The sequence below is a fragment of the Sphingopyxis sp. CR5 genome (genome assembly GCF_059693785.1).
Map to the genome: position 1 here is coordinate 536,702 of NZ_JCATIE010000001.1, position 17,598 is coordinate 554,299.

General features: G+C 65.4%; 19 protein-coding genes. 5 read left to right on the forward strand and 14 right to left on the reverse strand.

Features of this window, described 5'->3' with window-relative positions; translation table 11 throughout:
- The first annotated feature begins 268 nt into the window (after window positions 1-268).
- On the forward strand, window positions 269-775 hold the full coding sequence (locus tag AC58D2_RS02555) for a thermonuclease family protein (RefSeq protein WP_497387050.1): 507 nt from the start codon (window positions 269-271) through the stop codon (window positions 773-775).
- A 7-nt stretch (window positions 776-782) separates the two neighbouring features.
- Here the strand turns inward: AC58D2_RS02555 and AC58D2_RS02560 are convergent, their stop codons facing one another.
- Complete coding sequence (locus AC58D2_RS02560) at window positions 783-1,454, reverse strand: hypothetical protein (protein ID WP_497387052.1); 672 nt, start codon at window positions 1,452-1,454, stop codon at window positions 783-785.
- A gap of 125 nt (window positions 1,455-1,579) precedes the next feature.
- On the opposite strand from AC58D2_RS02560, the gene AC58D2_RS02565 reads away from it, so the two are divergent.
- Window positions 1,580-1,837 carry a DUF2171 domain-containing protein gene (locus tag AC58D2_RS02565; protein ID WP_497387054.1) on the forward strand — a complete coding sequence of 86 codons (258 nt, stop codon included), beginning with the start codon at window positions 1,580-1,582 and terminating at the stop codon, window positions 1,835-1,837.
- Between the two features lie 233 nt (window positions 1,838-2,070).
- Window positions 2,071-3,609 carry a sulfatase-like hydrolase/transferase gene (locus AC58D2_RS02570; RefSeq protein WP_497387056.1) on the forward strand — a complete coding sequence of 513 codons (1,539 nt, stop codon included), beginning with the start codon at window positions 2,071-2,073 and terminating at the stop codon, window positions 3,607-3,609.
- Here AC58D2_RS02570 and AC58D2_RS02575 read toward each other — a convergent pair.
- From AC58D2_RS02575 to AC58D2_RS02590, 4 genes are all read right to left on the reverse strand, one after another.
- The gene (locus AC58D2_RS02575; RefSeq protein ID WP_497387058.1) at window positions 3,606-3,947 is read right to left on the reverse strand and encodes a TraR/DksA C4-type zinc finger protein; all 342 of its coding nucleotides are present in this window, start codon (window positions 3,945-3,947) and stop codon (window positions 3,606-3,608) included. The two genes, AC58D2_RS02570 and AC58D2_RS02575, sit on opposite strands and share 4 nt — an antisense overlap.
- Window positions 3,948-4,130: 183 nt before the next feature.
- Complete coding sequence (locus tag AC58D2_RS02580) at window positions 4,131-4,616, reverse strand: hypothetical protein (RefSeq protein WP_497387060.1); 486 nt, start codon at window positions 4,614-4,616, stop codon at window positions 4,131-4,133.
- Between the two features lie 256 nt (window positions 4,617-4,872).
- Window positions 4,873-5,022, reverse strand: coding sequence for a hypothetical protein (locus AC58D2_RS02585; protein ID WP_497387062.1), 150 nt, complete (start codon window positions 5,020-5,022; stop codon window positions 4,873-4,875).
- 95 nt (window positions 5,023-5,117) lie between these two features.
- On the reverse strand, window positions 5,118-5,681 hold the full coding sequence (locus AC58D2_RS02590) for a DUF4440 domain-containing protein (protein ID WP_497387064.1): 564 nt from the start codon (window positions 5,679-5,681) through the stop codon (window positions 5,118-5,120).
- Window positions 5,682-5,729: 48 nt separating this feature from the next.
- Here AC58D2_RS02590 and AC58D2_RS02595 point away from each other — a divergent pair, with 48 nt between their 5' ends.
- Window positions 5,730-6,293: a hypothetical protein gene (locus AC58D2_RS02595; protein ID WP_497387066.1), complete on the forward strand. Its 564-nt coding sequence runs from the start codon at window positions 5,730-5,732 to the stop codon at window positions 6,291-6,293.
- Between the two features lie 95 nt (window positions 6,294-6,388).
- Here AC58D2_RS02595 and AC58D2_RS02600 read toward each other — a convergent pair whose 3' ends face one another.
- From AC58D2_RS02600 to AC58D2_RS02610, 3 genes are all read right to left on the reverse strand, one after another.
- Window positions 6,389-7,099 carry a hypothetical protein gene (locus AC58D2_RS02600; RefSeq protein WP_497387068.1) on the reverse strand — a complete coding sequence of 237 codons (711 nt, stop codon included), beginning with the start codon at window positions 7,097-7,099 and terminating at the stop codon, window positions 6,389-6,391.
- 125 nt (window positions 7,100-7,224) lie between these two features.
- Entirely contained in the window at window positions 7,225-7,422 is a 198-nt protein-coding gene (locus tag AC58D2_RS02605; RefSeq protein WP_497387070.1) for a KTSC domain-containing protein, read from the reverse strand.
- A 48-nt stretch (window positions 7,423-7,470) separates the two neighbouring features.
- Window positions 7,471-7,650, reverse strand: coding sequence for a hypothetical protein (locus AC58D2_RS02610; RefSeq protein WP_497387072.1), 180 nt, complete (start codon window positions 7,648-7,650; stop codon window positions 7,471-7,473).
- A gap of 315 nt (window positions 7,651-7,965) precedes the next feature.
- On the opposite strand from AC58D2_RS02610, the gene AC58D2_RS02615 reads away from it, so the two are divergent.
- Window positions 7,966-8,745, forward strand: a complete 780-nt coding sequence (locus tag AC58D2_RS02615; RefSeq protein WP_497387074.1) for a hypothetical protein — start codon at window positions 7,966-7,968, stop codon at window positions 8,743-8,745.
- A gap of 35 nt (window positions 8,746-8,780) precedes the next feature.
- Here AC58D2_RS02615 and AC58D2_RS02620 read toward each other — a convergent pair whose 3' ends face one another.
- The 6 genes from AC58D2_RS02620 to AC58D2_RS02645 all read right to left on the reverse strand — a co-directional run bounded on the left by AC58D2_RS02620 (window position 8,781) and on the right by AC58D2_RS02645 (window position 17,558).
- Entirely contained in the window at window positions 8,781-9,011 is a 231-nt protein-coding gene (locus AC58D2_RS02620) for a hypothetical protein (protein WP_497387076.1), read from the reverse strand.
- A 119-nt stretch (window positions 9,012-9,130) separates the two neighbouring features.
- Entirely contained in the window at window positions 9,131-10,192 is a 1,062-nt protein-coding gene (locus AC58D2_RS02625) for a ribonucleotide-diphosphate reductase subunit beta (RefSeq protein WP_497387078.1), read from the reverse strand.
- 72 nt (window positions 10,193-10,264) lie between these two features.
- Window positions 10,265-10,702, reverse strand: coding sequence for an endonuclease domain-containing protein (locus AC58D2_RS02630; protein WP_497387080.1), 438 nt, complete (start codon window positions 10,700-10,702; stop codon window positions 10,265-10,267).
- Between the two features lie 61 nt (window positions 10,703-10,763).
- Window positions 10,764-12,713, reverse strand: a complete 1,950-nt coding sequence (locus tag AC58D2_RS02635) for a ribonucleoside-diphosphate reductase subunit alpha (RefSeq protein WP_497387083.1) — start codon at window positions 12,711-12,713, stop codon at window positions 10,764-10,766.
- 718 nt (window positions 12,714-13,431) lie between these two features.
- Complete coding sequence (locus AC58D2_RS02640; protein WP_497387085.1) at window positions 13,432-15,705, reverse strand: EAL domain-containing protein; 2,274 nt, start codon at window positions 15,703-15,705, stop codon at window positions 13,432-13,434.
- Window positions 15,706-15,821: 116 nt separating this feature from the next.
- Window positions 15,822-17,558, reverse strand: a complete 1,737-nt coding sequence (locus tag AC58D2_RS02645; protein ID WP_497387087.1) for an acyl-CoA dehydrogenase — start codon at window positions 17,556-17,558, stop codon at window positions 15,822-15,824.
- Window positions 17,559-17,598: the final 40 nt, after the last annotated feature.

Sequence of the window (17,598 nt, forward strand, 5' to 3'; positions counted from 1 at the left end):
AAATCACGACGGGTGCTTGCATCAATTCGATCGGCATGGCGGACCTCCTGCGGTTCGGTTCGCCCCCTTTGAAGCACGGACGGCGGGGCGACATTGACCTCGATCAAAATGGCGTCGCAGCGGATCGGCTTATCGCCGGAAGCCGGCATTTCGGTCACGGTCGTTGGGGTTTCGGTAAGGGAAGGGTGGCATGGCCGGCCCGATGGCCGATCCCTCTTTCCTTTCACCGCGGCACGGCCTTCGGCCGCGATATCGAGCGCGGCGTCCGATGCGCCGCGCCCGCACCGATACGGGGCTCGCTGGCTGGCTGCGACTGACGTTTCTTGGCGGCTTTCTGGCGACGTTCGGCTGGCTCCAATGGTATCCCGCGGCGGTCCCGGCTGGACACGATCCAGCCCGGTTTGCGGAGGCGTCGGGGGCGGATGCGTTGTCGGCGCACTTCGGCTTTTGCCACAGCGGCGGGGGTCGCGACTGCGTCGTCGACGGCGACACCTTCTGGTTCGCGGGGGAGAAATATCGCATCGCCGACATCGACACGCCCGAAACGCATCCGCCGCGCTGCGCCGAAGAAGCGAGGCTGGGACGTGCGGCAACCGACCGGTTGCAGACGTGGCTCAACGCCGGCCCCTTCAGCCTGCAGCGGATCGAGCGCGACAGCGACCGGTACGGCCGCAAGCTGCGCATCGTCACCCGCGGGGGAGACAGCGTCGCGACGACGCTGGTCTCGGCCGGACTGGCGCGGCGGTGGGAAGGCTATCGCCGCCCCTGGTGCTGAGGGCGGCTCACTCGTCTGTCGGAGCGGGCGGCAACTCGGCGCGCAGCGGCTCGTTCGGGCCGGCAAGCTGACGGTCGATGTCGTCGGCCAGAAGCTGCGCGACCGGATCGCCGGTATGCGATCTCAGTGCGTCGCGCCGCTCCGAGAGCGCGTCTGCGCGCCGGTTCTCGGGCAGGGCTTGCACTTCGAGATAGAAGCGCACCGCTCGCAGCCAAGGTGCGTCGTCGGTCAAAACGTCCTCTGCCCAGCGACTGAACGGGCCGCCGGCGGGACCCCATTGCCCATCGCGCCGGTCGAGGAAGAAGAGCAGCCGCGAGCCGCGCGGGACCATATACCGGAAACAGCCGCCCATATAGGCGATCGGGTGTGCATGCTGAAGTTCGTAGGGATTGCTCGGCACCGCCCATTCGCCGCTGGCGAGACCGATCGGCAGCATTGTCGGCGCATCGGCGATATCGCCCTTCAGTGCGGCGATCGGGTGAATGCGGACGTGCATGGCCTGGACGTCGCCGCCGGGTGGTGTGCCATCTTCGACCCGGGCGAGCAGGATCAAGTCGGCCTCCGCCGTCAGTTCGATGTTCGTCGGTACGCGGTACCCGGGCGCGGGCGAACAGGCGAGCGCGGGCAGCGGTACGACGATGGCGGTTGCGAGAGCGGCGAGAGCAAGGCGGATCGACATGGCTTCACGCTAGCGCGCCGCGCGGGCCGCGCAAGGCCAACCGGATTCGAACTCGGCCCGCCGCATGCTATGCATCGAATTGCGCCGAAGCGCGTAAAAGGATTTTGGCAGCGAGGAGAAAGATCATGGCCGAGCACGACCATAGCGCAATCAAGGAACATATGAATGTCGTCGGCGCCGACGGCGTCCATGTCGGGACCGTCGATCATCTCGACGGCGAACGCATCAAATTGACGAAGAGCGACAGCCCGCAGGCCGAGGACGGCCGGGGCGCAAAGCATCACTACCTTCCCGCCGGCCTCGTGGCCACGGTCGACGGCGACACGGTGCGCCTGTCGGCAACCGCAGCCAATGCGGTCGAGATGTTCGAGGAAGCCGAATAGGCCTGAAATAACCAGAGGGCCGAAGGCGCAATAGGGCGCCGCGGCACTGAAACTGGCCCGCCCCGGTTCCCCACCCGCGGCGGGCCATTTTCTTCGGGCTGGGCCCGCACGCCCATTCGCAACTCGGGTCGTGATTTATCAACGGCTTGCCGCTATGTTGCATTTCGATGACAGCGGTGGGGAACAAGACAGGGCCCTCGGCACGCCGAGGCCCGCCATGGCTTCTGGCCGGCGTGATCCTGTTTGCGATGGGGTTCGCCGCGGCGAACCGTTTCCAATTGACCTATGATGTGATCTATCGCCTCGCTGCGGACGATGCGGCGAGCGCGAGCATTGCGTTCGCCTTCCTCGCCGCGCAGGCGGCGGTGTTCCTGATCGCCTTGTGGTGGCTTCCGCGCCGCTGGTTCATCGCCTTGGCGGCCCTGGCCGGGGCGTCGATCCTCGTGAACCTGGGGTATGGCGAGACCGTTGCCGGGCCGCTCGACGCCGCGACGCTGGCCTGGATGCTGGGCGAAGCACGGCAGGCCGGGCACGCGGCCGGAGAGTTCGCCGCGCCTTTGCTGTCGGCCGCCGTACAGGCGTTCGCGGCCATCGCGCTGTTGGCCGGGTCGCGCTTTGCCGCGCGGCGGAGCGGATTGTTGCCGCGCGCATCGGGGTGGCGGTTCGCCGCGATCGCGATCCTGCTGCTCGCGCCGAGCATCGTGTACCGCATCGTCGATGTCTGGCCCGAAAGCGCCGAGCGCAACCTTTATGCGCTGGGCTGGGACATCGCGACCGCCGATCCGCCGCCGCCGCGCGCCGCGCCGGAATGGGTGCCCTCGACCAGGGGCCGCACTCTCGCGCCGCGCCACATCCTCTGGCTGGTCGACGAAAGCGTCGCCGCGGCCCCCTTTGACGCCGTGATTGCGCCGTTGATCGAGCATGTTCCGCACATAGACTTCGGGACCGCCGCATCGATGGGCAATTGCAGCGCGCCGTCGCAGGTCGCCTTGCGCTCAGGCGTCGATGTCCGCCACGCCGACGCGCGGACCGACCTGCGCCGCACGCCGTCGATCTGGTCCTATGCAAAGGCCGCCGGTTACCGGACGCGGCTGATCGACGGGCAGACGTCGGGCGCGCCCCAGAATCTGCTGTTTCCGCCCGAGCGCGCGCTGATCGACGAGCTGGTCGAAATGCCGGACGGGATCGACACCGACCGGCGCATTGCCGACCGGCTCAATGCCGAACTGAAACAGCCCGGCCGCAGCTTTACCCACGTCGTGCTGCGCGGGGTGCATTTCCAGTATAGCGACCATTATCCGCCCGGGACGTTGCCGCCCGACGCGCCGCTGGCGCTTCAGTATCGCACCGCGCTCGCCTGGTCGAAACGGGGCTTTTTCGACCGCCTGCTGCGCGGGGTCGACCGCGGCGCGGTGGCGATCGTCTATACGTCCGATCATGGACAGAATCTGACGCCCGGGGCGCTGCCGCACTGTAGCCGCGATCCGGTGCGCGACGAATTTCGCGTGCCGCTGATCGCATTCCTGCCCGAACGGCTCGCGCGCCGCTATTCCGATGCGCCGCGCACGGGGCATTCGACGAGCCAGATCCTGCCCGCGACGCTGATCTGGATGGGCTATGACCCGGCAAGGGTCGCCGCGCGTTACGACGCCGATCTGACCCGCCCGACCGCGCGCTACGTCTGGTTCGGGCGCGCGGCCGTGCCCGTCTCGCGCGGGGCGCCGGTCGAGGTCCACGCGAGCGCTGGTTTCCCCGGCCGGGGGGAGCGTTAGGCGCCGAGCTCGCGCGCGCAGGCGATGCAGAGCGCTGCTTCGGGCTGGGCCGCAAGGCGCGCCGGGGCGATCGCCTGTCCGCAGCGGGTGCACAGCCCATAGTCGCCGGCATCGACGCGAGCGATCGCCGCGGCGACCGCAGCGGCTTCGCGGGTCAGCAACGCGTCCTCGCCTGCGAGCGCGTCGTCGTCTTCGCGTTCGACCGACGCCTCGTCGGTGTCGGCGCTGACGGGCGCGGCGAGGTCGCTTTCGACACGGGCGCCGCGCGTCCGCAACTCGGCCAGCCGGACGGCGAGAGCGGCGCGGACCGCGGCAAGGTCGGGGGATGAATCGGACATGACGCCTCCTGTGCTGATGCCCCGGTGTGGGGCAACGCAGCGCGCGAGTCGTTGCGCTGGATCAACAAGCGATCATGCCGCGCCGTAGCGCGCGGACAAGCGAAAAGGCGCCGGGGAGGGGGAGCCCGGCGCCTTCGTGCGCGATCGGGGGCGATCGCGGGGTAGGGATGCGGTGGTCGGCGATCAACGCATGTCGGCACCGGCGTCCGCGCCCGCATCGGCGGCGGCGTGGAGCTCGAGCGAATCCTTCGGCAACTTGCTGACGAGGTCGCTCGCCGTGCCGTCGGCCTTGCTGTACAGTTCCGACAGCGGGACGTTGTAGAGTTCGCCGCCGCTGACGACGACGGCGTTACTGCCGTCGATGCTCTGCACGGTGCCGATGCTGTTGCCGTTCATATCGCTGACGTTGGCGCCGGCGCGCACCTGCTCGTGCGTCGCGAGCTTCAAGTTCGCGGAGTCGACCGCGCCGTTGACCGTATCGTCGGCCTGGTCGACGGCGTCGCCAACCGGCTGCGTCACGGCACCGACCGTGTCGCCGACAGCCTGGCCCGGATTGACCTGGCCGGCGACGTCGCCGGCGACATTGCCGGTCACGCCCGCGAGCTGGGCAAGGGCGGGGGTAGCGATCGCCGCAGTGCCCGCGGCGAGAATGATCATGGTCTTGCGCATCCTGAATCTCCTGTCGGTCGTCCCGTGGGACGGGTTGCAGGAGAAACGGCTGGCGACCCGCAGTTGTTTCATCTCCGCGCGGGCCGGCGCCTTTGCGGTTGATGTGGGACGCTCCTTGAAAATCCATGATAATCAACGGATTGTTGAAGGTTCTGGTGCTCGGAGGCGACGGCGGCAACGCGGCGGGCCGCCGAAATTTTGCGACGAATCCCGCCGCACGGGCGCGCTGTCCGGTCGGATTTGCCGATGCGGCGGGTCAGTGCGGCCGGCGGTCGGCGCCGATCAGCTTGTTGAGCGTGGCGATCCGCCGCCGCGCCTGCGTCCAGTCGCGTTCGGGGTGCGTCCGGATCTGTTCGAGGAGCGAACGGACCTCGTTGCGGCGGTCGCCTTCGGTAACGGCCTGCATGGGCTTTCTCCTTTCTTCCGCCAGCATAGCATGGCGGCGCGGAGTCGGGCAAAGCGCGAGGCGCGGCCGGTCGCAGGGAGCGTGCGGACCGGCGCCTAATCCGCCGCAGGCGCCGCCGCGACGGCGGGGGGATAGGGCGCCGCGGGCGCGTGGTCGTAGCTATAGCTTTGCTTGAGCACGAAGCGGCGCTCGGCGGGCAGCCATTGCCACAGGTTCATATAGCGCGCGCCGCCGACGAGCACCCAGCCCTTGGCGGGGCCGCGCCATTCGAAGAAGATGTGCGCGGCCTCTTCGAGCGCGCCCCAGTCGCCCATGCGGCGGATCACGCGGCTGCCCGGCACGATCTCGCGCCGGTTCTTATAGCCTTCCTCCTTGCCCCCCGGCTTGCGCGCGTCGCACTGGCGGCGAAAGCCCGCGACCATGTCGTCGGCATCGGTCGCCGAGACGCCGGTCAGATCGTGATACATCCGGAAATCGGGCGCGAGCAGCGGCGCCATCGCGTCGGGATCGCACCCTTCGAATCCCGCCCAGAACAGGCGCGCGTCCAAGTCGGCGATCCGCTGCTCGAGATCGTCGCCCCGAGGCATCGCGTCCGCGGGCGGTGCGGCGGGCGCGGGGGCCGCGGCAAGCGCGGCGGCGGCGAGGGCGAGAAAGGGCATGGCGCGGCCTCCATTTACTGTAATGCTGATATAATACAGTAAGGCGGAGTGTTACGCAACCCGGCCCGGCCGGAACGCGCGCGGGGTGGCGCGGCGCGCGCGGGCGACTATGTAGGCGCGATGGACGCGGGGCGATCGAAAGCGATGGTGGTGGGACGGCTGCGCACGGCGCCGGTGCTCGCCTGGGCGGGCGCGGCGGCGGCGGGGCTCGTCTGGGCGCTGTGGGAGCTGGTCTGGGGCGGCGGCTTTGCGGCGAGCGGCTTCTACCGGTTGCTCGGACCGCTGACGGGCCCTCTGATCGTCGCGATCCTTGCCTATGCGACCTTCGACTTCGCGCGCGTGTTCGCGCTGCGTCGCCGCTATCTGCGCCACGACGGGGTGCGCCTCTATCGCGGCGCCGACCGGTCGTGGCCGCTCGCCAATATCCGCGACGTCGTGGTGACGCGCAACTGGATGGGGCTCGGCTCGCTGCGGCTGGTGGTCGACGACGACAGCGAAACGACGCGCGAGCTGGCGAAGCTCTACATGCTCGAGGGTCCGGCCGAGGCGGTGCGCGGCGCGGTCCTGTTCGCGATCGGGCGCCCGGTCCCGCTGTCGCAAACGCTGCATTGAGGGACGCCCGCCCGCGCGCGATCGGTTCGGCGGGGATCGGCGCCGGATTGCCCGGCCCGGGCGCTCGACCCGGCGAGGCCAAAGTTCAGTAAAGTTCAGCCTCGTGCGCCCTGCGCATCGCCGCCGCCGGGGGTGCGCGGACCGGCGTCGTCGCGGTCGTCGCTATGCCAGGGCGGGAGCGCGCCGTCGCACAGATCGGCCACCTCCAGCGCCACCGCCAGATCGGCGGGCGCCAGCAATGCTTCGGGGGCGGCGGGCGGGGCGGGGTGCAGATGGACCAGCGCCTCGGCCACCGCGACGGGCGCGGGATCGGTCCGTCCGGCCGCCGCGTTGCCGCGAAAACAATCGGGGCCATAGGCGCGCAGCAGGAACATCAGCAGCCGGTCGCTCTGGCGAAAGCGGCGGCCGACGCGGTTGCCGTCGCGGTCGAACACCGGTTCGTCGGTGCCGACGAGCGCGCGTTCGAAGGCGGCGTCGAGCAATTTCTTGGCCGCGGCGTCGATCGCCGCCGACCAGGCCCGATCGAACGCCTCGGCGCCGGGGGACCGGCGCAGGCGATAGGCGGAGGATTCGGACATATCGACGCGCTGCGCCGCGGTGGCGACCGATCCGGTATCGGCAAGCGCCTCGATAAAGGCGCGCTGCTTGTCGGGCGACCAGCCATCCTTGCGCCGCTTGCGCAGCACCGGCACCCACTCATAGGCGGCGGGATCATGCCCGTGCGCGTCGAGCGCGGGGGTGGCGGCGGGGTCGGCGGCGGGCGAGGGCACCGCGCCGGGCGAGGGGATGGGGGCAATATGGCTCATCCGCCAGTTTGGAACATAAAAGGAACGTGTAGGAAAGGGCTTTTTTGGGGGGTGGGTCTTGGGGGTGGACGGCCCACCCTCCCTCGTCATCCCGGACTTGATCCGGCATCCATGCGGCCTATCGATTAGCGATACCCGTACTGGTCACGGATATTGTCGTTGAAGTATTCGCCCTTCGACGGAGCCGCCAGCAGACCGTTATAGATATACTGCGGCACCCCATAGTAGTCGTAGGTACGACCGCTGGTGAACGTGATCGCCAAGGTGTGGCTGGCCGGATTGTATTCCGCCGCGCGGATTGCTGATGAAGAAAAATAGGGCATTGCGCGCTCCTCAAAAAAGAAGGGCGGGCATTTCTGCCCGCCCTTCGATTAGGCGTACTGAATCAGCACCCAGACAACGGCCTTGCCGCTGTAGGGCGGCATGCGGTTGCCCTTGGCAATCGGAGCGGTCGTGGAAGGCGTACCCTCGACCTTCCAGATGCCACTTTCGGGGCAGGCCGTACCAGTGGCTGCGCGGGTCCCTATGTGGGATTTGGTCGTATACTGCATGTTATTCACTCCTTGGAGTTTGCAAAAATGCAAACTGAGGAGTAACAACGCGCTTGTAAGCGGGCGTGGAGTACTCCTCACCCCGACTGGAAGTGGCGCGCCAACGCCAATTTCCAACCAAGGGGCGGAGGTTGCGTGCAACCTCCGCCTTTTGCGATTCCCACATAACACACGCTTGCCCAGCCGCAAGAGAAATCGTCTGATACGGACACGCTACGAGCGGAGGGGGCGGATCGGGTGCTCGCATGGGCTGGACACAATCTCTCAATTTTCGCTGGAAAACATTCGATTTCGTGTTATTCGTTCAATCAACAAATGACCGTCCATAAGAGAGATTGGAAAAGTCCTATGGCCGCTAACTCGATTTCCTCTGGTTCCAGAAGTCCAAGATATCCTCGGATTTCATTGGGTTCTGCGCTAGATTATGCTAAGTCCATATACCAAGGCGCGCACAGGAGCGCGATCAGTTCGGACACAGCCTATAAGCTTATGGGCTTTAGCGGGAAAACCGGTAGCAGCGCGGCGGCTCTGGGTGCTATCCGACAATTCGGCTTGGTAGACGGATTGCGCGGGGATCTTAAAATTAGCGCGCTGGCTCTTAGTATTTTTGAGCCCGAATCGATTTTTGAGTACTCAGAAGCCGTAAAGAAAGCGGCATTCAATCCTGACATTTTCCAGGAAATAAGTACACAATTCGGCGGCCGAATCCCGCCGGCAGACGAGCCAATCCGCGCATTCCTTATACGCAATCACGATTTTTCAAGTGCTGGAGCAAATGACTGTATTACCGCGCTGCGCGAGACTCTCTTAGAGGTTGAGCGTTTCACCGCAGTAAGGGTAGTCGACCGCGATGAAGCGGTAACAGAAAACTTGGTGCGTACGCTCGAGCCGAGCGTTCAATCGCAGTCCGCACCGACACTGGATGCCGAAGAGTCGACTTCACACGATCCTGATATTCCGGTTCGCGTTGCCAAATTGCCGCTTTCCAAGGAAAGCGAGGCAGAAATCCGTATTACTGGGAAAATCACCGTAACAGGTATCGATCGTTTAATAGCGTATTTGGACGTGATGAAAGATGCGTGGCTAGACGAATAAAGCTGATTGGGGATCGTGCAGTGACGCCAATCTAATTAAACCGAAAACCCGCCCTTGTTTCGCCGGTTCGACCCCGCCGCGAGCACTTTCTTGCCCGTCGGGGTCAGCGTCCATTTCGCGCCCTGTTGCGCGACCAGGCCGAGTTCGACGAGTTCGTCGCGGATGGGGTCGGTGGGGAGTTGGGGGCGGCGGTTCGACAGCCCTTCCAGGCAGGCGCGTTGCGGCTGGCTGAGGATCAGGAGTTTGAGTTTTTTCTTTTCGGTCATGGGTGGGCCTGTTTTCTTCTTTTTGGTTGGTTTGGGCCTCGATGCCCACCCCGCTGCGACTAGCCGGCGCGGCCGGCAAGTCTCGCTGCCCCTCCCGCAAGCGGGAGGGGTTCGGTTAGCTACTCCGCGGCAATCCCTGCCTTGGCGAACATGTCCTCGCCGTCCTCGCCCTCGGTCGCGGCGGCCGGGTCGTCGTTGGCTTTCGCCTTCTTGCGGTTGTCGAAGCTGGTCCACACGGTGTTCCAGTCGCCGCGCGTCGCGGCCTTGCTATACTCGGTCGCGCGCGTTTCGAAGAAGTTGGCGTGCTCGACGCCGTTGAGGAGCGGGGCGAGCCACGGCAGGGGGTGTTCGTCGATCATGTAGATCGGCTGGAACCCGAGCTGCCCCAGGCGCCAGTCGGCGATGTAGCGGATGTAGCGCTTGATCTCCTTGGGCGTCATGCCGGGGACCGGGCCTTGCTCGAAGGCGAGGTCGATGAACGCATCCTCGAGCCGCACGGTTTTCTGGCAGCAGTCGATGATGTCTTCCTTCACCGCCTTGGTCAGGCAGTCGCGTTCCTTGACGAAGGCGTGGAACAGGCGCGTGATGCCTTCGCAGTGCAGGCTTTCGTCGCGCACCGACCAGCTGACGATCTGGCCCATGCCCTTCATCTTGTTGAAGCGCGGGAAGTTCATCAGCATCGCGAAGCTGGCGAACAGCTGAAGCCCCTCGGTAAAGCCGCCGAACATCGCGAGGGTGCGCGCGATATCCTCGTCGCTGTCGACGCCGAAGGTGCCGAGATAGTCGTGCTTGGCGCGCATCTCGTCATATTCGAGGAACATGCCATATTCGCTTTCGGGCATGCCGATCGTGTCGAGCAGGTGCGAGTAAGCGGCGATGTGGACGGTTTCCATGTTGCTGAACGCGGTCAGCATCATCTTGACCTCGGTCGGCTTGAACACGCGGCCGTATTTGTCGTGGTAGCAATCCTGCACCTCGACATCGGCCTGGGTGAAGAAGCGGAAAATCTGCGTCAGCAAATTGCGCTCGTGGTCGCTGATCTTCTGCGCCCAGTCGCGGCAATCCTCGCCGAGCGGCACCTCCTCGGGCATCCAGTGGATCTGTTGCTGGCGCTTCCAGAAATCATAGGCCCAGGGATATTCGAAGGGCTTGTAGGTCTTGCGGGCTTCGAGAAGGGGCATGGGTTAAACTCCAGTCGCAAATTTCGGTCCAAATCCCCTCTCCCCTTGTGGGAGAGGGAGGGGCCCAAGGCGTCAGCCTTGGGAGGGTGAGGGTGTTCGGCGGTTGGGAGCCGACGGTTCTTCGCCCTCACCCTTCCGCAACTTCGTTGCTCCTTCCCTCTCCCGGAGGGAGAGGGAGATTGTTTCGATGACGCCGTTCGTTTTCGCGAGGACGTCATTGTTCCAGAAGCGGAGGACCGTCAGGCCCTGCTGCCGGAGAAATTCGGTGCGGCGCGCGTCGTAGGCCGCCGCTTCGGCATGTTGGCCCCCGTCCACCTCGATCACCAGCTTCGCGGCGAAGCTGTAGAAATCGGCGAAATAGGGTCCGATCGGAACCTGCCGCCGCCATTTGAACGCGGGGAAGCTCTGGCGCAGCGCCTGCCACATCCGCTTTTCGGCGTCGGTGGCGTTGCGCCTGAGTTCACGCGCGCGGGCGACAGTACCGGAGGGTTGGTGGCGATAGGTCCGCATCCTCGTCGCCCTCACCCTTCCGGCGCTTCGCGCCTCCCTCCCTCTCCCGGCGGGAGAGGGGTTATTGACAAGCCAGGCACTCGTCATAGTCGGTCGTCCCCGCGGCGAGTTCGAATTTTGCCGCCTCGGGCGTGTTGTCGGCCTCTACCCCGCCCGCGAAGCCGGCGCGCTGGACCGATTTCGAGCGGAGATAATAGAGCGATTTGATCCCGAGTTCCCACGCGCGGTAGTGGAGCATGAGCAGGTCCCATTTCTCGACATCGGCCGGGATGAACAGGTTCAGCGACGCGGCCTGGTCGATATAGGGGGTGCGGTCGGCGGCGAGTTCGAGCAGCCAGCGCTGGTCGATCTCGAAGCTGGTCTTGAAGCAGTCCTTTTCGTCCTGGGTCAGGAAGTCGAGGTGCTGAACGCTGCCGCCTTTTTCGAGGATCGAGTTCCATATGCTGTCGCTGTTCTTCGCCTTGTCGACGAGCAGGCTTTCGAGGTGCGGGTTCTTGACCACGAAGCTGCCCGACAGCGTCTTGTGGGTATAGATGTTCGCCGGGATCGGCTCGATGCACGCGCTGGTGCCGCCGCAGATGATGCTGATCGACGCGGTCGGCGCGATCGCCATCTTGCAGCTGAAACGTTCCATCACCCCCTGATCGGCGGCGTCGGGGCAGGGGCCACGCTCGTTGGCGAGCAGCATCGACGCCTGGTCGACCTGCGCGCGGATATGCTTGAAGACGCGCAGGTTCGACGATTTCGCCATCGCGCCCTCGAAGGGCAGGCCGCGCGCCTGGAGAAAGCTGTGGAAGCCCATGACGCCGAGCCCGACCGAGCGTTCGCGCGACGCGCTGTATTTGGCGCGCGCCATTTCGGGCGGGGCGCGGTCGATATAGTCCTGAAGCACATTGTCGAGCATGCGCATGACGTCTTCGATGAAGCGCTTGTCGCCGTTCCACTCGTCCCAGGTTTCGAGGTTGAGCGACGAGAGGCAGCAGACCGCGGTGCGATCGTTGCCCAGGTGGTCGCGCCCCGTCGGCAGGGTGATTTCCGAGCAGAGGTTTGAGGTCGTAACCTTCAGCCCCAGGTCGCGGTGATGCTTGGGCATCATGCGGTTAACCTGGTCGATGAAGATGATGTAGGGCTCGCCGGTAGCCAGCCGCGTCTCGACGAGCTTCTGGAACAGGCTGCGCGCGTCGACGGTGCCGCGCACGCTCTGGTCCTTGGGGCTGCGCAGGTTGAATTCGGCGCCGTCGCGCACCGCTTCCATGAACTCGTCGGTGAGCAGCACGCCGTGGTGGAGGTTGAGCGCCTTGCGGTTGAAATCGCCCGACGGCTTGCGGACCTCGAGGAACTCCTCGATCTCGGGGTGCGAGATGTCGAGGTAGCAGGCCGCCGAACCGCGGCGGAGGCTGCCCTGCGAGATCGCGAGGGTCAGGCTGTCCATCACGCGGACGAAGGGGATGATGCCGCTGGTCTTGCCGTTCAGGCCGACGGGCTCGCCGATCCCGCGGACCGCGCCCCAATAGGTGCCGATGCCGCCGCCGCGGCTCGCGAGCCAGACATTCTCGTTCCAGGTGCCGACGATACCCTCCAGGCTGTCGTCGACGCTGTTGAGGTAGCAGCTGATCGGCAGGCCGCGCCCGGTGCCGCCGTTTGAGAGCACCGGGGTCGCGGGCATGAACCACAGGCGGCTGATATAGTCATAAAGCCGCTGCGCATGCTCGGCATCGTCGGCATAGGCCGACGCGACGCGCGCGAAGAGATCCTGATAGGATTCGCCGGGGAGGAGGTAGCGATCCTTCAGCGTTTCCTTGCCGAAATCGGTGAGCAGCGCGTCGCGGCTGGCGTCGGTTTCGACCTCGAACCGGCGCGCGTGAACCTTCGGCTCGCCGCCGTCGTTCAGCTTGGCCGCGCCCGCGCCCGAATCGCTTTTCGATTCGGTCGCCTCGGGCGCGTCGTTTTTCGCCAGTTCCATCGTCGCCACGTCGTTCGTCTCCACCCGGTCCGTTTCCCGAAAATCCATTGGTTCACCCCGTTTTCTGCCGCGCGTCTCCACGCGATCTGTTCCCGTCTTGTTCGACTCGCAGGGCGAAGCCCCAGCCTAACATTTTCCGCCCCCCTCGTGGGACTTTTTTTGGACGCGAAAGGGTCTTTCCGAAGCCCATGTGCGATGGGCGACGGAATTCCGCCATTTCCGGCCAAATACTAATGCTTGGGGTGCCCCCTTCGGCTGACCCACCACCTATAGTGCCACGTCGGGCGCGCGATGCAAGACGGTAAATGACAGATTGACGACTCAACTCGTCGCTATTCCGATTCGCCTCGTCGTATGCAGGGGACGTTTCACCGGTCCCCGGGCGCGGCTTTGTGCGGGGTTGCGGGCGTCGAATGGGCCGGCGCAGCGAACCCGAAAAAATTTGGTCCGGCTCGATCCGGCACGAGACGGCGATCACAAGATGTTGGGGGTGGAGACGGGAGCCGCCGATCGCGAGGGCGGCGAGCGAGCTAGGGCGCAAAGAAAAAGGGCCCCGGCAATGCCGGAGCCCTTTCTCTAAATGCTTGGGGCCTTAGGCCGGAGCGCCACCGCTACCGGTGCCGCCGCCGCCAACCCATCTCCAAATCCATGCCATATCAAAAACTCCTGATGCGCACTGTCATCGCAGGACAGTTAACGGACCATATACCTTAATTGACATGGTAAATCGAGTCTTAACCTTAATATAATGCTGCCGAACTGGCAGTTATGCGGTGCGGCTGTGCGGGGAGGCGAGGAGGGTGGTCGCCAGATCGGTGAAAAGCTGTGGTTTACCAAGGTGGTAACCTTGTCCGACATCGCATCCGAGCTGGGCGAGCAGCGCCATTGTCGGCGCGTCTTCGATCCCTTCGGCGACCGCGACGGCGCCGAGGCGATGCGCGAGATCGATCGTCGACTTGACGACTTCGAAGTTGCGCTGCGAATCGCGCATGGTCATCACGAAGCGCTTGTCGATCTTGATCTCGTCGGCTTCGATCTCGGTCAGATATTCGAGGTTCGACTGGCCGGTGCCATAATCGTCGATCGACAGGCGGATACCCGCGCGGCGAAGCTGGGCGAGGGTCTGGCGGGCCTGGCGGCTGTTCTCGATCTGCGCGGTTTCGGTGATTTCGATCGTCAGCAGTTCGGGGGGCAGGTGATGCGCGGTCAGCATGACGCGGATCGTTCCGACGAGATCGTTGTGATCGAGCAGCGCCGCCGACAGGTTGACCGACATGTTGATCGCAAGCCCGCGGTCGCGAAGCTGCGCAGCCGAGCGGATCGCCTGGTCCATCACGAACAAGGTCAGGCGATAGATATCCTGGCTCTTTTCGGCCTGGACGATGAATTCGTCGGGCGGGATCGGCCCGCGCGTGGGGTGTGTCCAGCGCGCAAGGGCCTCGACGCCGACAAGACGTCCCGACCCGATTTCATATTGCGGCTGAAAGGCGACCCAGATGTCGCCGCCCGAAAGCGCGTCCTCAAGCTGTGAGTGGAAGCTGAGCTGCCAGCCGGCATCGTCCTTTTCGCGCGGCGTATATTTGGTCCACAGCGCGCGCGTGCGGATCGATTTTTCGGCGGCGACGAGCGCCGCGGCGAGGCGCTGGGCGTTCGATCCTTCGAATTCGTCGTTGACGCCAAAGGCGATCGCGACGTCGATCTTAAGTTCGCCGATCGTCAGCGGCGAATTGAACAGCGCGGCGAGCCCCGCAAGATGCCCCTCGATCTGGCTGTGCTGATAATAGGGAACGAGCCAGGCGAAGCTGCCGTCGAGATCGTGATGCAGCTGCGTCCCGTGGCAGGCGAGCGTCAGGCGGCGCGCGACCTGCTCGACGAGCTGTTCGCTGCCTTCGCCCGGCAGGAACGCGGCCAGATCGCCGAAGTTGACGAGCTTGGCGGCGATCACGGTCGCGCTGCCAAAGGGCGGCTGTCCGCGCATCGCCTCGAAATTGGGCAGGCCCGACACCGGGTTCTCGCGCTGGGCGGAAAAGCGCCGCCGCTTGCGCGATACATTGGCGCCGACTGCGGCGATGAAGACGAACGAGGCGCCAACGGTCACGGTGATCAGCGCGCCCGAAAGCAAAACCTTGCCCAGGACGAGTGTCGCCGCCAGCCCCAGGGAGATCCAGTTGAACCAGCGCCGCAAGGACGTCCGAAGCGCCAGCAGCATGACGGCCAGCGCGAGAAGCAGGGGAGGCAGCCAGCCGACGTTGACCGGGTTGCCACGCTTTAGCGTTTCGGCGGCGATCAAGTGAATGTAGGCGCCCGGAACCAGATTGTGCCCCGGCAGATAGTGCTGGTCGGGCAGGTTCGATGCGGTCCGGCCGAATATGACGTCCTTGCCAGCCAGTTCGCGCGCCCCGATCTTGCCGTTGAGTACGTCGAGAGCACTATAATCCTTGATGGTGGACAGGTCGTAGGAAAAGTCGAGCCGAAAGGTCGATGGCTCGGATGCGCGCTTGTGTGCCAGGGTTGCCGCAACGCTGGGCAAAAGCCTGCCGTCTGCCTCGAACATGAGCGGAATGTTCCACACCTGCCAGAATTCGTATCGCCAGGCGATGCTTGCCAGTCGCGTGCGGGGACCGGCAATCTCCGGTCCGGGAAAGATGGAGTTGACCTTGTCGGTTCCCGGTATGGATTTGGTTGAGACCGCGAGAATGATCCGATCGTCCATTTTTCGGATCGCTTTCGCCAACTGTGGCGTCTCGGCGTCTTGTTCTTCTTTCGGATAATAGAAGTCGACGACCAGACGGCGAGCCCCGGCCTCGCGGATCTTGTCGATAACCTGTGCATAATTGGCGCGGGAAAAGCGGCCTCCGGGAACATTTTCCAGCGTCCGGTCGTCGAGGCCGACCATGACGATTTCGCCCGTGACGGGGCGCGTCCCCAGGCGTCCGACCGCGAAATCGACCATCATGTCGAGCGGTTCGGCGAGGCTCGACAGGCCGACCACCACGCACAAGAGGACCGACAGCGCGAACGAGCGCCAGCTGATGATCATCTTGTTAATAGCAAGCGGCACGCGCGCTTCTCCGGCAATTGCCGGACGGGACTAGCCCTCGATGGTTAGCATCGCGTTAATTATGAACGAAGGCTTGCACCCGCCGCGCGCCGCGTTCAGCGCACCGCGGGTAGCGCCGCATCGCCCGCCAGCGCCGACGGAGCGAGGCCCGCCGCGGCGGGAACGATCTGCTGAAGGTAGAAGCGCGTCGACGCGATTTTCGCTTCGAGGAAGGCGGGATCGCCCGTGCCCTCCTCGATCGCCGCCTTCGCACCGCGATGCTGGAGCGCCATCAGCCACCCGCACGTCGCGGTGGCGAGCATCGTGAGATAGGGATAGCTGCCCGCGAGCCTGTCGGGAACGGGGGCGTTCGCCATCCAGTCGGTCACCGCGCGGCACGCCTCGGCAAGCTGGCCGAGTTCGGGGAAATCCTCGCCCGCCGCGGCGGCGATGTCGTCGATCAGGCCGCGGATCAGGTCGCCGCCCGCCATGCCCAGCTTGCGTCCGACCAGGTCGGCGGCCTGGATGCCGTTGGTGCCTTCATAGATCGGGGCGATGCGCGCGTCGCGATAATGCTGCGCCGCCCCGGTTTCCTCGATGAAGCCCATGCCGCCGTGGACCTGGATCCCCAGGCTCGCGACCTCGCAGCCGATGTCGGTCGCGTGCGCCTTGGCGAGCGGGGTCAGGATTTCGGCGCGCATTGCGGCGGCCTCGTCGCCCAATTTGCCAAAGTCGACCTGCGCCGCGGCATAATAGACGAGCGCGCGTGCCGCCTCAGTCTGCGCGCGCATCCGCCACAGCATCCGGCGCACGTCGGGATGCTGGTCGATCGTCACCGGAGCGCGGTCGGGCGAACCCGCCAGCGCCGATTGGACGCGCTCGGCGGCGAAGGCGGCCGCCTGCTGCGTCGCGCGCTCGCCGATCTGGATGCCCTGGCAGCCGATCATCAACCGCGCATTGTTCATCATCACGAACATCGCGCGCATGCCGCCCATTTCCTCGCCGACGATTTCGCCTAGGCAATCCTCGTCCTCGCCATAGATCATCACCGCGGTCGGCGATCCGTGGATGCCGAGCTTGTGCTCGATCGACGCGCAGCGCACGCCGTTCGAAAGCGTCGGCTTCCCCTCGGCATCGAGGCGATATTTGGGGACGAGGAACAGCGAGATGCCGCGCGTCCCCTCGGGCGCGCCGGGGGTGCGCGCGAGGACGAGGTGGACGATATTGTCGGTGAGGTCGTGCTCGCCGAAGGTGATGAAGATTTTCTGTCCCTTGATCCGGTAGAGCCCGGCGTGCTCGCCCTCGGTCACCTTTTCGGCGACCGTACGCAGCGCCCCGACGTCGCTGCCCGCGGCGGGCTCGGTCAGGTTCATCGTGCCGTTCCACTCGCCGGTGACGAGCTTGGGCAGCCAGACCTGGCGCTGTTCCTCGGTGCCATAGGCCATCAGCGCGTGGATCGCGCCGGGGGTCAGGATGTTGCAGAGCGAAAAGCCCATGTTGGCGCTGCCGAGCGCCTCGATCACCACGGTCGCGAGCGTGAAGGGCAGGTCCTGCCCGCCATAGTCGCCGGGGCCGTCGATGCTGCCCCAGCCGGCCTCGACGAACTGCCGATACGCCTCTTTGAAACCCGGGGGCATCGTGACCTTGCCGTCGTCCCACTTCGGATTGATCGTGTCGCCGACGCGGTTCAGCGGCGCATAGACCTCGGCCGCGAAGTCGCCGATGCCGCCGACGATCGCCTCGACCATGTCGGGGGTCGCGGCGGCAAAGCGCTCATGCTGCGCCATCGCGTCGATGCGGGCGATATGCTGAAGGACGAAAAGCTGTTCGGTGGTCGGCGCCGTATAGGTCATGGGGTTTCCCGCTTTTGGGGGTGATTCCGTTGCGCCCGGC

Excerpts from the sequence above, each read along its gene's own strand:
- AC58D2_RS02555 (WP_497387050.1), top strand. The coding sequence starts at position 269 with ATGCGCCGCGCCCGCACCGATACGGGGCTCGCTGGCTGGCTGCGACTG.
- AC58D2_RS02560 (WP_497387052.1), bottom strand. The coding sequence starts at position 1,454 with ATGTCGATCCGCCTTGCTCTCGCCGCTCTCGCAACCGCCATCGTCGTA.
- AC58D2_RS02565 (WP_497387054.1), top strand. The coding sequence starts at position 1,580 with ATGGCCGAGCACGACCATAGCGCAATCAAGGAACATATGAATGTCGTC.
- AC58D2_RS02575 (WP_497387058.1), bottom strand. The coding sequence starts at position 3,947 with ATGTCCGATTCATCCCCCGACCTTGCCGCGGTCCGCGCCGCTCTCGCC.
- AC58D2_RS02580 (WP_497387060.1), bottom strand. The coding sequence starts at position 4,616 with ATGCGCAAGACCATGATCATTCTCGCCGCGGGCACTGCGGCGATCGCT.
- AC58D2_RS02585 (WP_497387062.1), bottom strand. The coding sequence starts at position 5,022 with ATGCAGGCCGTTACCGAAGGCGACCGCCGCAACGAGGTCCGTTCGCTC.
- AC58D2_RS02590 (WP_497387064.1), bottom strand. The coding sequence starts at position 5,681 with ATGCCCTTTCTCGCCCTCGCCGCCGCCGCGCTTGCCGCGGCCCCCGCG.
- AC58D2_RS02600 (WP_497387068.1), bottom strand. The coding sequence starts at position 7,099 with ATGAGCCATATTGCCCCCATCCCCTCGCCCGGCGCGGTGCCCTCGCCC.
- AC58D2_RS02605 (WP_497387070.1), bottom strand. The coding sequence starts at position 7,422 with ATGCCCTATTTTTCTTCATCAGCAATCCGCGCGGCGGAATACAATCCG.
- AC58D2_RS02610 (WP_497387072.1), bottom strand. The coding sequence starts at position 7,650 with ATGCAGTATACGACCAAATCCCACATAGGGACCCGCGCAGCCACTGGT.
- AC58D2_RS02615 (WP_497387074.1), top strand. The coding sequence starts at position 7,966 with ATGACCGTCCATAAGAGAGATTGGAAAAGTCCTATGGCCGCTAACTCG.
- AC58D2_RS02620 (WP_497387076.1), bottom strand. The coding sequence starts at position 9,011 with ATGACCGAAAAGAAAAAACTCAAACTCCTGATCCTCAGCCAGCCGCAA.
- AC58D2_RS02625 (WP_497387078.1), bottom strand. The coding sequence starts at position 10,192 with ATGCCCCTTCTCGAAGCCCGCAAGACCTACAAGCCCTTCGAATATCCC.
- AC58D2_RS02630 (WP_497387080.1), bottom strand. The coding sequence starts at position 10,702 with ATGCGGACCTATCGCCACCAACCCTCCGGTACTGTCGCCCGCGCGCGT.
- AC58D2_RS02635 (WP_497387083.1), bottom strand. The coding sequence starts at position 12,713 with ATGGATTTTCGGGAAACGGACCGGGTGGAGACGAACGACGTGGCGACG.
- AC58D2_RS02640 (WP_497387085.1), bottom strand. The coding sequence starts at position 15,705 with ATGATCATCAGCTGGCGCTCGTTCGCGCTGTCGGTCCTCTTGTGCGTG.
- AC58D2_RS02645 (WP_497387087.1), bottom strand. The coding sequence starts at position 17,558 with ATGACCTATACGGCGCCGACCACCGAACAGCTTTTCGTCCTTCAGCAT.